General features: G+C 71.5%; 13 protein-coding genes. 5 read left to right on the forward strand and 8 right to left on the reverse strand.

Translation table 11 applies throughout. The features are described 5' to 3' along the window. Positions 1–78 precede the first annotated feature (78 nt). From ACP4E5_RS45740 to ACP4E5_RS45760, 5 genes are all read right to left on the reverse strand, one after another. Positions 79–654 carry a transcriptional regulator gene (locus ACP4E5_RS45740; protein ID WP_425842346.1) on the reverse strand — a complete coding sequence of 192 codons (576 nt, stop codon included), beginning with the start codon at positions 652–654 and terminating at the stop codon, positions 79–81. Further along, the gene (locus tag ACP4E5_RS45745; protein WP_425842349.1) at positions 655–2,229 is read right to left on the reverse strand and encodes a helix-turn-helix domain-containing protein; all 1,575 of its coding nucleotides are present in this window, start codon (positions 2,227–2,229) and stop codon (positions 655–657) included. Then, positions 2,226–2,483 (reverse strand): hypothetical protein, encoded by a 258-nt coding sequence (locus ACP4E5_RS45750; protein WP_425842352.1) that lies wholly within the window; start codon positions 2,481–2,483, stop codon positions 2,226–2,228. Before ACP4E5_RS45750 ends, ACP4E5_RS45745 begins: the two co-directional genes overlap by 4 nt. A 182-nt stretch (positions 2,484–2,665) precedes the next feature. Then, positions 2,666–3,133 (reverse strand): DUF2267 domain-containing protein, encoded by a 468-nt coding sequence (locus tag ACP4E5_RS45755; RefSeq protein WP_425842355.1) that lies wholly within the window; start codon positions 3,131–3,133, stop codon positions 2,666–2,668. Positions 3,134–3,835: 702 nt separating this feature from the next. Beyond that, positions 3,836–4,273 carry an Hsp20/alpha crystallin family protein gene (locus ACP4E5_RS45760; RefSeq protein WP_425842357.1) on the reverse strand — a complete coding sequence of 146 codons (438 nt, stop codon included), beginning with the start codon at positions 4,271–4,273 and terminating at the stop codon, positions 3,836–3,838. A 146-nt stretch (positions 4,274–4,419) separates the two neighbouring features. Between ACP4E5_RS45760 and ACP4E5_RS45765 the strand changes: the two genes are divergently transcribed. The 3 genes from ACP4E5_RS45765 to ACP4E5_RS45775 all read left to right on the forward strand — a co-directional run bounded on the left by ACP4E5_RS45765 (position 4,420) and on the right by ACP4E5_RS45775 (position 7,516). Continuing rightward, on the forward strand, positions 4,420–5,067 hold the full coding sequence (locus ACP4E5_RS45765; RefSeq protein ID WP_425842359.1) for a type III effector protein: 648 nt from the start codon (positions 4,420–4,422) through the stop codon (positions 5,065–5,067). Positions 5,068–5,563: 496 nt separating this feature from the next. Next, the gene (locus tag ACP4E5_RS45770) at positions 5,564–5,767 is read left to right on the forward strand and encodes a cold-shock protein (protein WP_160508150.1); all 204 of its coding nucleotides are present in this window, start codon (positions 5,564–5,566) and stop codon (positions 5,765–5,767) included. Between the two features lie 963 nt (positions 5,768–6,730). Further along, positions 6,731–7,516 (forward strand): zinc-binding dehydrogenase, encoded by a 786-nt coding sequence (locus tag ACP4E5_RS45775; RefSeq protein WP_425842362.1) that lies wholly within the window; start codon positions 6,731–6,733, stop codon positions 7,514–7,516. Positions 7,517–7,744: 228 nt separating this feature from the next. On the opposite strand, the gene ACP4E5_RS45780 is transcribed toward ACP4E5_RS45775, so the two are convergent. The 3 genes from ACP4E5_RS45780 to ACP4E5_RS45790 form a co-directional block, all read right to left on the reverse strand. Further along, on the reverse strand, positions 7,745–8,236 hold the full coding sequence (locus ACP4E5_RS45780) for an NAD(P)-dependent oxidoreductase (RefSeq protein ID WP_425842364.1): 492 nt from the start codon (positions 8,234–8,236) through the stop codon (positions 7,745–7,747). Positions 8,237–8,410: 174 nt separating this feature from the next. Next, the gene (locus ACP4E5_RS45785) at positions 8,411–8,821 is read right to left on the reverse strand and encodes an EamA family transporter (RefSeq protein ID WP_425842366.1); all 411 of its coding nucleotides are present in this window, start codon (positions 8,819–8,821) and stop codon (positions 8,411–8,413) included. A gap of 808 nt (positions 8,822–9,629) precedes the next feature. Beyond that, positions 9,630–10,556 (reverse strand): DMT family transporter, encoded by a 927-nt coding sequence (locus ACP4E5_RS45790; protein ID WP_425842368.1) that lies wholly within the window; start codon positions 10,554–10,556, stop codon positions 9,630–9,632. 597 nt (positions 10,557–11,153) lie between these two features. Here ACP4E5_RS45790 and ACP4E5_RS45795 point away from each other — a divergent pair. Together ACP4E5_RS45795 and ACP4E5_RS45800 are read left to right on the forward strand one after the other, a co-directional pair. Further along, on the forward strand, positions 11,154–11,921 hold the full coding sequence (locus tag ACP4E5_RS45795) for an alpha/beta hydrolase family protein (protein ID WP_425842370.1): 768 nt from the start codon (positions 11,154–11,156) through the stop codon (positions 11,919–11,921). 182 nt (positions 11,922–12,103) lie between these two features. After that, positions 12,104–12,371: transposase (locus ACP4E5_RS45800; protein ID WP_483030486.1), on the forward strand; the 268-nt coding region annotated here is incomplete at its 3' end.

Below are 12,371 nucleotides of genomic sequence, written 5' to 3' on the forward strand. Positions count from 1 at the left end.
TCAGCATGGTGTCGGATCCGACTTCCATCCGACATCGACCGTGAGATTCCGACACGGAATTTGAGATCCCACAAGGGCTCAGGCGGCGAAGCCGATGTTCATGACGTACTCGTAGGCGCCGTAGTCGGAGCCGAGGTCGGCGGTGATGTCGTCGAACCAGGCCCTGTCCATGGCCCGGCCGTCGCCGGCCGCCCAGGCTTCGACCGTCCGGTCCCAGTGGCGGACGTTGAGGGTGCGGAAGGAGACGTCACGCTGGAGGGGGCGGGCGACCTGGGACTGGTTGAGGGGGTGGAACTCGACGCGGGTACCGCGGCCCTGGCGATTGAGGCGCTGCACGAGGTAGCGGGCCACGTTGTGGCGGCGCACCCGTACGTACACGGTCTCCAGCTGCGCCAGGCTCTTCTTGGACGGGGTGGCTTTGCCGTCGGCCCAGCGTTTGAGGGTGCGGTCGGAGATGGTGAGGCCGGCCGCGCGGGCGGCGGCCTTCGCGTGCGGGGTGCGGGTGAGGTAGTGCAGGCGAGCCAGCATGCCGCGGCGCTGGGTGACGGGGGTGGCGATGAAGCCGGCGAGCGCGTCGAGCTGGCGGGCCGCCGCCTCGTGGCCCTTCATCCCCTGGGCGCCGAACTTGCCGAACTCCAGATTCCGCTCGGGCACTTACGCCCCCTCCCCCGCCTCGGGGGCGGCGTCCGCCGCGCCCGCCGTGTAGATGTCCTTGATTTTGACCTCGGTGACGCCGCGGCCCTCGTCAAAGACACGCCGCCAGTCGCCGATGACGTGGAGTTCGTCGGTGCCCATCGCGCGGACCACGGTGAGGCCTTCCTCGTGGGCCTTGAGGGTTTTCATCCAGAGGTTGGCGAAGGCCTGGCTGCGGATGAGGTGCATCCAGTCGGGACGGTTCAGTTCCCGGTTGTAGGTCGAGGTTCCCATGGTGGAGACGAACTTGGAGTACATGGCCTTCACGTACTCGAGGGTGACCTCGTCCTGCTGGGCGATGGCGGTGTCGCGGGCGTCCTTGAGGGCGATGCGGAATTTCTCCAGCAGTCCCTCGGTGGCGCCGGAGGTGTAGGACTCGTGGATGACCGGGGGTTCGCACAGTCCGTGTTTGGGGCCGGACAGGCGCAGCAGGAGGCGCAGGGTGGGTTCGGTGACCCACAGGGGGCCGGGTTCGTCGCGCTGGCCGATCGGGTTGGGCAGGACGTTCTCGTGGTGCCAGTGGGGTGGGGTGATGAGGTGGACGCCGGCTCTGCGGCGGTCGTGGCGGCCGTTGGTGGAGTGTTCGAGTTGGCCGATCGGCAGGTGGGTTTTGAGGGCGGAGAGGTAGGCGCCGTTGATGTCGAGGGCGGTGATCTCGTGGGTGCCGGGCGGCAGTTCGGCCCGGGTCCATTTGGGGCGGGCCTCCCAGATCTGGTCGGCGTCGTGCTTGGACTTCTTCTTGAGGATGTCCGGCAGCCAGGGGTGGGCGATGACGTCGTAGCGGCCGCCCTTGCGGGTTTCGTCGAGCAGGGCCATTGCGTCCGGGATCGCTTTTTTCACCAGTGCCGCGGTGGCTGCTTCGAGGTCGCCGGCGTGGGCGGTCAGGGCTGTCTGTACTGCGGAGGTGATGAGGCCGGCCGGGTTGTCTGTGGGCTGGAAGGCGCGGCGGGTCGGGGGGGTGGTGCTGGGGCGGTTGTGGTGTGGTGCGCGTGAGGGGGCGGCGGCAGGGCGGGCCGGGGGCGGCGTGGGCGCGGGCTGCGCCGCGGCGGAGGTCTCCTGTTCGGGTGCCGTGGTGCGGCAGTCGGCGGGGTCCAGGTGTTGGGGGAAGCCGGCCACCCGTTGCGTTGCCGGTGTGCCGCACAGGACGCAGGGCTGGGGGGTGGTGAGGGTTTCGACGTCGTCCCCGTCATCCCCGCCGGTGGCGTCGGTGGTGTCAGTGGTGTCGGCCGGTGGTGGCGTGGGGGGCTTCGGGGTGGCGGGCGGCTCTGTGCGGTCGGCTTCGGGGGCGGCGGGCGGGGTGAGCTTCGCGGCCAGGCCGTCCAGGAGGTAGGCGTACCGGGTGCGGGTCTGTCCGGCGGGGTCGCGGCCGGTTTCCCATCCGGCGACGGTGGACGGGCCCACTCCCAGTGTGCGGGCCACCTGTGCCTTGGACAGGCCCGCTTGTTCGCGCAGGTCGCGGCGTACGGCCGGCTCGGGCAGGTCGGCTTCCGGGGTGACGGAGGCGAGCAGGGAGTCGATCGCGTCGAAGTCGCTCACCGCCGGCCGCCCGTGTGCTTGCCGTCCCGCTTGGCCCGGCGTCGTTCCGCGAGTGCGGGGGTGACTGTCTCCTTGACCCGCTGCTCCCCCCAGCCCGTCAGCTGTGCGGCGCGTCCGATCCGCCCGTGCACGGGGCGTCCGGTCACCGGGTCCCGCGCCAGGAATACGCGCAGGGCCTCGGCGACCCGCTCCTCGGCGGCCTGCAACTCGGCCACCGCCGCCATCAGTTCACGCTCGTCACCCGTATCAGACACAGTCCCATTGTGCCAGATTCGGCGACCGGGCACACATTATTGACCATCGGAGATATGTGGAGTGTTCTACATTGGCGTACGGTCTCTCACTCCCCTGTTCCGGCAGGGCGAGAGCGCTCTTCGCAAGGACGCCCGTGGGCTGCCCGCGCGCGGCGGTGGTCGTTTGCCCGCCCGTTGTGCTGTCAGTTCCCGGCGCCTGCCAGGCGGTTGCCGGCGCGGGTCTGGGTGAGTTCGGCGCGGCCGAAGAGGAGGGCGTAGCCGGGTGGGAGGTGGGTGAGGATGCGGTCGAGGAGTTCGGGGCCGGCGAGGGCTGCGACGGCTCTCAGGACCGTTCCGGCGGCCCAGCGGGTGGCGGCGGTGCCGGTGCGGGTGCGGGTGGCGAGGTCCTGGACGAAGGCCCAGCCGGCCAGGGGGGTGGGGTCGGGGATCTGGCAGGTGAGGGTGCGGGCGGCCTCGAACGGGAGGCGGGCGGCGAGGTCGACGCGTTCGTCTGCGGCCAGGCGGCGGCCGAGTGCGGCGAGGACGTCCGTGGTGATCTTCTCGGCCTGCTCGCGGGTGGCGTAGACGCCCTCGTACCTGACGCGTTCCAGGAGCTGTTCGTAGGACGTGTCCGGCCACAGTGCTGCGGTGGAGGGGGCTGCCGGGTGCATCGCGTGAAGTGCCTTTCTGTGCAGGGTGGTTGCCGGTGGTGTGCGGGTCGGGGTCCGGTGGGGTGCGCGGTGAGGGGCAGGAGGTTCCGGGGTCTGGGGGCTGGGAGGGGGGAGGGGGTCTGGGGGGAAGCTGGGAGGGGGTCTGGGGGGGCTGGGGGTCTGGGGGGCGGTTGCGGTCGGAGTGGGGCGGGCGGCGGGGCGGCCGGAGAGGAGGGCGTGGCCGGGTGGGAGGTGGGTGAGGATGTGGCGGGTGAGGTCCTCTCCGGCGGCGCCAGCGGCGGCGCCGGCGTCCCGGGCGGCGGTGTGTCCGGTGGCGCCCTCGGTCCGGGCGGCGGTGGCCCGGACGGGCCGTCCGGGGCTCAGTGGTTCAGCGGCGCGGCGGCTCGGCGGCTCGGCGGGGTGCGGCGGGGTGAGCAGGATCGGGGCGACGGGTTCGGGCAGGCGGGCGGCCGGTGCGGTGCGGACGTGGCCGACCCGGTGCGCGCCCCGCAGCGCCGGCGCGGTGCGCGCCCGCGTGCTCGGACCCGGTGCGGTCGGCGCACGGGCGTGCTCCAGGATGCGTTCGCGGGAGGTGTCTCCTCGTATGACCATGCGTGTCCCTCCGGGGGTGCGGCGGGAGGACAGGGCGGGGCGGGCGGGCGGCGTGAAGGGGAGACAGTGGCCGTGTGCCGCCCGCCCGCGGTGGGGTGCCGTGGCCGGGCGTCAGGCGCTGATCTGCTTGTGGTCCCTGCCCGCGCTGATACTGATCTTGCGGGGCTTGGCCCGTTCGGCGATCGGGATCCGCACGGTGAGGACTCCGGCGTCGTAGCCGGCGTCGATGTGCTCGGTGTCGAGCGTGTCGGCGAGCACGACCTGGCGGGAGAAGGCGCCCAGGGGGCGTTCGCAGAGTTCGGCCTGCACCTGGTCGCCCTGGGCGAGCGGGCGCCGCTCGGCCTTGACGGTCAGCATGTTCCGCTCGACGTCGATGTCGATCGCGTCGGGCTCGACGCCGGGCAGGTCGAAGGCGATCACGTACGCGTCGCCGTCACGGTAGGCGTCCATCGGCATCGCCGAGGGCCGTGTCCATGTGCCGGCCGCGGGGCCGAGGAACTGCTGGGTGATCCGGTCCAGTTCACGGAAGGGGTCGGTGCGCATCAGCATCGTGAATACACCTCCACGTCGGTTCGGGCAGTCTCTGCCATGCGCTGTCACCTGCTTCTCTTGTAGCATGTCGTCTGTTGGATGACAAACGGGAATGTCATCCAACAGACGACATGATGCAGGACGACATGGTGCAAGGGGTGCTGATGACCACCGACGACCATGGCGGGCCGACGGCACCCGCCTCCTTCCTCGCAGCCGACCACGCTCTGAAATCCATCGACAAGAGCGTCCGAAGCGCCCAGGCGGCCCGGCCCGGCCCGGCCGCCGAGACCGACCCGGGCCGGGCCCTGGCCGCGCTGATGCTGCTGCGGCAGCTGCGTGAACAACTCGCCGGCTGGGAACCCGGCCTCATCGAGACCGCCCGCCACGCGGGCGCCAGCTGGGCCGACCTGGCCGACCCGCTGGGGGTCGCCAGCCGGCAGGCCGCCGAACGCCGCTATCTGCGCCTGCGCCCCGGAGCCCCCGGCACCACCGGCGAGCAGCGGGTACGGGCCACCCGCCGGCAGCGGGCCACCGACCGCGACCAGGCGGCCTGGGCCCGGTCCCACGCCGCCGGCCTGCGCACCCTGGCCGGGCAGATCAGCGCGCTCACCGGACTGCCCGCACCGGCCCGGGCCCGGCTGAGCGAAGCACTCGGCGCCGACGACGCGAGCGCCCTGCTGGCCCCCCTCGCGGACACGCACCCGCACCTCGAGCGCCTGCACAGTCCACTCGCCGGCCGGCTCACCGAACTCCTCGGCACGCGCACCGAGTTCCCCGGCCGGCACACCGGAGACAGGACGGACGGATAACAGCGACCAGGCAGCCGGACAGCGGAGACGGAGAGGCCGGGCAGCGGCCCGGGGCGGGCGCAGCTGCTGCGCCGGGGGCCGGTGCCCGCCGGCACGGTGGTCCTGTCTCCCCTGCGGGCCGCGATGGTCCCGTCTTCCCTTTCCCTGCGGGCGGGGCCCGCCGCCCCCGTGTCCGGGCCGTGGCGGGCCATCCTCTTCAGGCCGCCGCCCGGCGCCGGCCGCCCGGCGCGGCTGCCGGGCCGCGCGGCCGGGCCCGGTCCGTGACCCCGCCGCCGGCAGCCGCAGCGCCCACAGGGGCACTGGGAAGTTGACGAGAACCCGCCATACGGCGCCCGGCCCGTGTAACGTCATGCGCAGCTGTCGTGGATCCGAAGTACCGGTTCGCCCGTGAGCACGCGTTCACGGGCGTCTTGCTGTTCAGAGTCTCGGAGGACCAGGACGATCACCTCCGGCTCCCGCACAGGGCGGGACCGTTTTCGAGTCTCCAGGAGGACACATGGCCACCGGAACCGTGAAGTGGTTCAACGCGGAAAAGGGCTTCGGCTTCATCGAGCAGGACGGCGGCGGCCCCGACGTCTTCGCCCACTACTCCAACATCAACGCCTCCGGCTTCCGTGAGCTCCAGGAAGGCCAGAAGGTCAACTTCGACATCACCCAGGGCCAGAAGGGCCCCCAGGCGGAGAACATCACCCCCGCCTGACCCGCAACACCAGCACCACAACGGCCCGCCCCGGACCACCGATCACCAGTCGCCCGGGGCGGGCCGTCGCACATACCCGGCACCACGCTGCCCACCACCTCACCCCCGTGACCACACCCCCTCCCCCACACTCCACCGCCATGACCACAGACCCGCTGCGCCACCCAGACCGCCGCCACGACAAACACCAGCACGGACCGCCGGCCGCCGACGCGGCCACGACGGCCGCCGACGCAGACACGACGAGCACCGACGCGGTCACGACCGCCGCCGGCCCGGTTCTTCACCGTCGCAACCCCCGGGCCAGGCCGAACCGCGGGCGGACCACACCCCCCAACCATGCCTCCAGAACACCGCCACATCCCACATTCGCTAACAGCAGTGCGGCGACCACATCCCGCGAGGGCAGGCCAGGACAGCCGTCCCCACCGGACCGCGGACACCGACCAGTTGACACACACATACCGCCCGTGCGGACCACCACCTCAGGCCCGGCCGGCCCGCCAGGGACACGCGGACAACCGCCGCACCACGCCCGGAGCGGGTCGGCGATGCCCCCCGCCGAAGTCCATACAGGACCGCCAGCAGCCTGATCCGACCGAACCCCACTCCCCGACCCCCGCACGCCGCTCCCCGCACGCCGGGACACCGTGAGCGCGCCCGGCACGGCGCACACCTGGGCGGCCCCATCCACGTCACACCGGGAACAGGCACGTACGAACCCCGGCACCCCCTGCCTCACCACACACCGGACCGTACGCACACCCGGCGGCGGGAATCCCCAGTTCAGCAGTGGTGCTGGGCCCTGCTGTCAGCATCCGCAGTGTGAAGGGCCTCTCGTGCGCGCCATACAGATCGACCGCTTCGGCACTCCTGAGGTCCTCGACATCGTCGAAGTCCCAGAACCCCCGGCCGGGCCCCGGCGAGGTCCTGATCCGCACGGTGGCGACGAGCATCAATCCCGTGGATGACAAGACGCGGGAAGGTGCCATCGGCGAAGGAACGCCGCCCCTGCCTCTGACGCTGGGGTCGGACCTGGCCGGGATCGTGGCCGACGGCGGTAACAGCGCACTGCGTGCCGGCGAGAGTGTGATCGCGATGTCGCACCACCTCGGCTCCGGTCGAGGAACGTGGGCCGACCTGGTCGTACTCCCCGCCCGCGCAGTGGCCGCCGCGCCGCGTTCGATCAGCCTGGTGGAGGCGGCAGCCCTGCCGCTTCCCGGTCTGACGGCATGGCAGACGCTGGACCGGCTGGATGCAAGGGCCGGCGAGCGCCTGCTCATCGCGGGTGCCGCCGGTGCAGTGGGCGGATTGGCGTTGCAGATCGCGCGGTCACGTGGAGTGAAGGTTGCTGCGCTGGTCTCCCGCGCCGCTCACATCGCCTTCGCCCGCGATCACGGTGGCGAACTCGTCACCACCGATCCGCACGCTCTCGCAGACCGTGCTTACGACGCCGCCTTCGACACCTTCGGGGCGTTCGTCACGGAGGCGGTGGCCGACGGCGGCCGCTATGCATCGATCGCCACCCAAGCAGGCCCGGCCCCGGACCTGTCCTCCCGCGGCGTGCGCACCACGGTCAACCAGGTGCGCGAGGACGGCGAAGGACTCACCGGGCTCGTCGAACTCGCCGACAGCGGTTCGTTGCGGGTGCGTGTGCACTCCGGCTTCTTCGGACTCCAGGAAGTACGGGCTGCCCACGAGCGGTTCCTCCAGGGCGGCCTGGACGGCAAGACCGTCCTGGTCTTCTGATCCGGATGTGATCCTCACACCCCGGTCCGGGCCCCGGAGCCCCGGGGCCTCCGGGCGGCACGGGTGCCGTGCGCCCGCGGGGCACGCGGTGAAGTGGTGCCGGCGCGCCGGGCTCACTCACCGGTACCCCGTCTTCCACGGCGACCGACGATTGGCGGTTGGCGATGGGCGATGTCGCTTCCGCAACAGGCCCTGGACCAGGTGCCGGGCGGGCCGGGAGGGCGGCATTCAGCCGGCGGCGCGGCCCGCATGGCTCTGCGCGACGGTGAAGTGCCGCTCCCCGCCGGGCTGTTCGAGTTCGCCGAGCACCGCTGCGGCGAGGCCTTCGACACTGATCCGTGAGATGCCGTCGGGGCCGGTGAGCAGGGTGGCCGTGCCGCGGCGGCAGCTGCCGGTGCGCGTGCCCGGTTCGAGGACGGCCGGCGGGCTGAGGCAGGTCCAGTTCACGTTCTCGTGCTCGTTGCAGGTCCGCAGCTGCGCCGTGCCGGCGCCTGCGACGGCACGCCACTGGGCGGGGACATGTGCCGGGTCGTCGATCACCAACAGGCCGGGGCGGCCGGGCGACTTCAGCGGGCCTGCCCCGCCGACGACCAGCAGCCGGACACCGGCCCGGGCGGTCGCGTCCAGAACGGCCGAAGCCAGTGGCCCGATCGTCTCCTCCTGGCCCGGGGGCGGGCCGGACGGCCAGGACGGCGGCGTCGGCTGCCTCGAGTGCCGCATCGAAAGCTCCGCCGTGCTGTTCGGAGGTGCCGGCGTCCACGGTCACGGGGGTGATGCCGGGCGTGGTGGTGTCGAGCGGGTGCCGGGACGCGGCGGTGACGCGGTGTCTGCGCAGGACCGCTTCGGCGACAAGGCGTGAGCCGACCATTCCGGTGGCACCGAGGACGGTGATGTTCATGCGCGGGGGCCCTTCTGCGTGCGGGATGCCGGGGTCATCTGTGTGCGGGATGCCGGGATGCCGGGATGCCGGGGTGCCGGGGTGATCTGTCCGGCCGCCAGGGCCGCGAGGGCGAGGGCGAAGCCGAGGACCTGGAGTGGATCGAGACTCTCGCCGGCGAGAAGCACGCCGAGAGCGGTCGCGACCAGGAGGGAGAGCAGGCCGAGCAGAGCGGTCGCGGTGACCGGCAGAACGCGCAGGCCCCTGAACCAGAAGGTGTACGCGATCAGTCCGCCCGCACCGCCCAGCCACAGGTACCCGGCCACGGCCCGGATGCCGACACCGCCGGGTACGCCCTCGACCAGCAGTACCGGAGCGAGCAGCACCAGGCCGCCCGCGGTGAGTTGCCATCCGGCGAACCCGACCACGCCGACGCCTTCGCGACGTGACCTTCGAGGCGATGTCCACCCAAGCAGAACCTCGCCGTCGCCCTGCTGTCCCCGGGGGCCCTGCGGCCGGGCACCCCCCGTGACGGCCCTCGCGGCGACGGACGGCCCGGCCCGGCCCGCAGCGCGTACCTGGCCCGGAGCGACTTCAACCCCACCCCGGCCGCCACCGCACTGCTGACCGTACTGCGCACCACCCCCACCTGACGGCGGCGAGCGGCACATCAGGCAGGAAACGGTGCCGCGGCACGGTCCGCAGAGCCGCCCCGACGGACGGAACACCGCCTGCACACCAGCCCTGGAGACCATCGACCAGAACGTGACGGAGACGGGCAGCTGCGGACCCGTCGGCCATGGAGCACCGGCAGGCGGTCACCGAGGCAACACCCGAAGCAGCCACCAACCGCCGGCGGCGCGCACGCCGACATCCGGATGCCCGCACATGCGGGCTCGGCCCTGTTCCGCACCCGGGCATCCCGACACAGCGCCCAGGGCACCACCACCGCCGCCGAGCCCCCTCCTGCCCACGAGCCCCTCCCCCACCTGCCACCGCGCGACGCTCCCGGTGGACAGGAGCTCAACAGCGTGAAGCGGAGCAGTCGTTCCCGGATCCACACGCCCCGTCGGACCGTACCGGCGGCCCGCGCCGCCGCACAGCGACTCCCACCGGCTGACACAGTACGCACAGCGAATGGGCAGTCACCGGCCTGCGCAATGCCGGCGGTGGTGATCCCCCCCGTTCCCGTGGCGCCCGTAGGCGGGCCCGCTTCCTGGGCACGGATATCGGGCTTCACGACGGCCGATGAGGGGCGGGCGAAGCGGTCTGCTGCGTTCTTCCCACCAGCAGGGAGCCCGCGACGACGAGGGCCGCGGCGGCCACGGGACGGGCGCCGAGCCCAGCGTGCAGGCACAGCGCGGTGAGCAGGAAGGCGAACAGGACCGTGGCGTAGTTGGAGAAGCTCAAAACCAGCGGGGACAGGATCCGCGACAGGCGCATCACGGCGATGACGGCCAGCACGTTGAAGACCACACCCGCGGCGAACAGGACGAGATCGCCGGCCCGGGCGGACGGCGGGAGGCGCACGCCGCGGTTGAGGACGGCGAACAGTGCCAGGGACACGAGATTGGTGGCCAGGAGGAGTTGGAGGGAGCCGGATCCGAGCCGGGCCGCCCTGCGGATGAAAAACCCGCTGACGGCGTAGGAGAGCGGCACCACCAGCATGATCAGGTACCACAGGGTCTGCGCGCCGCGGGCGGGATCGGAGACCTGCGGGACGATCAGGATGCTGACGCCGCCGAAACCGAGCGCGACGCACGCGGCGGTGGCGGCGCGGATGCGGGTGTGGAACCAGGCCGCCCCGACCAGCAGAGAGAACAGCGGTGTCATGCTGCTGATCAGCGAGGTCTCCGCCGGGGTGATCGTACCCAGCGCGAGGTAGAGGACGAGGTAAGGGACGAAAATCAGCGCCAGGGCCGTCAACACCAGCGTGGACCACCGGGCCTTCAGCCCCTCGAGGGCCCGGGCACGCACGGCAGGCCCGAGGCAGGCGGCCCCACACACCGCCACGGTCGCGAAGTTGAGGGCGAGCGGAAAATCAAAGGTGCCGTACCCGCGGCTGATGCTGACCCTGCCCAGGAACGACTCCATCGCCCAGGACAACCCGACGAGCAGCACAGCACCACCAGTTGCCACCGGACCCGTCACACCACTGCGCACGGCCCGCTCCCACCGCCTCACCAACACACACCCTCACCCTCGGGGACAGCAGAACATCACACATACGGCCACCCACCACGCCACCACGGCACACCGGAACACCGGCACACCGGAACATCGCGCCGCCCACAGCCGACCGGGACCCGAACGGATACCAGCCCGCCCACCGCCACCACCCCGCACAGGCAGGCCGGGCAGGCCGGGCACCAGCCACACGGAACGCACTCCGCGGAACCCGCGGCCGGCTCAGCCCGCTCAAGGAGGCCCCCGTCGTCATCGGCGCCGGGAACCCCGACACCGGGATACCGACACCGGGCTGACGACGAGACGGACCGCGATCTGTCCGCCGCCCCACGAACACCCCACGCCCCCACCCGGCCACACCACCCCTGATGCAGAAACAGCGGGCCGCCTCCCAGCAAAACCGCAGGACCGGTACCGGCCGAGACAGCCAGGCTCACCCGCACGGGACCGGCCAGTCGAAAGCGGTGACCAGTACATGGCATGCTGCCCACCGGCCCGCGGTGGCGCCACCCGACGCCCCTCACGCCCCGCCCCGTCCCCTTTGACCGGTCTCTGCCGAGGTGAGCACCACACATGAAAGAACACGTCAGATTCCCCAGCACCACCGGCCCCCAACTCGCCGGAGTCATCGACCTGCCCGAAGGCAAAACCCGCGGCTGGGCACTCTTCGCACACGGCTTCACCCTCGGCAAAGACTCACCAGCCGCCTCCCGCGTCAGCAAACAACTCGCCCACGAAGGAATCGGCACACTCCGCTTCGACAACCTCGGCATCGGCGACTCCGACGGCGACTGGGGCGACGGCTCCTTCACCATCAAAGTCCACGACACCCTCCGCGCCGCCACCTTCATGGCCGAACGCGGCACCCCCATCGACCTCCTCGTCGGACACTCCTGGGGCGGCGCCGCCGCCCTCGCCGCCGCCCCCACCATCCCCCACCTACGCGCACTGGCCACCATCGCCGCCCCCATCGACCCCAGCCACGTCGAACGGCAATACGACTCCGTCCTGGACCGCGTCCTCAGCGACGGCTCACACACATGGTTCACCGGCGGACGCACCCTCAACCTCAAACGCGCCTTCGTCGAAGACGTCCGCAAAGCCCACCTCCGCGACCGGATCAGTGACCTGAACCTTCCCCTGCTCGTCGCCCACTCCCCCACCGACACCACCGTCGACATCAACAACGCCGCCGAAATCTTCCAACAAGCCCGCCACCCACGCACCTTCATCTCCCTCGAAGGCGCCGACCACCTCCTCACCGCACGCGGACAAGCACAACGCGCCGCACACATCATCAGCGCCTGGACCAACCAATACCTCAACAAACCCCACCCCTGACCAACACCCCCCGCACCCGCATGAGAACGCCCGCCCTGCAGCACAACACCAGACGGGACCGAAAAGGGCAGGCACCCACTGCCGCTTGAAACAACCGCACACACCCGCACACCAACCCCAACCAGCCAACACCCACCAGACCACACAAACACGACACACCCACACAACAACACAGCGCCACGATGAAACACATCACCACGCCAGAACTCCACAGACGCCCCCACCCACTACAGAAAAGGACTCGAAGCCAGCACCCCGTCACAGCCGCCGAACTCGGTATCCATCCCGTCACGTTGTCGAAGTGGCTGCGGCAGGACGACATCGACCACGGGCGGCGGCCGGGAACGCCGTCGAGCGAATCCGCCGAGCTGCGGGCCGCCGGCCAGCCACATCCACATGACGACCCGCACACACCTTCAACCCCTGAAACCAAAAACACCAACCACCCGG

The sequence above is a fragment of the Streptomyces fractus genome (genome assembly GCF_049844455.1).
Classification (GTDB): domain Bacteria; phylum Actinomycetota; class Actinomycetes; order Streptomycetales; family Streptomycetaceae; genus Streptomyces; species Streptomyces fractus.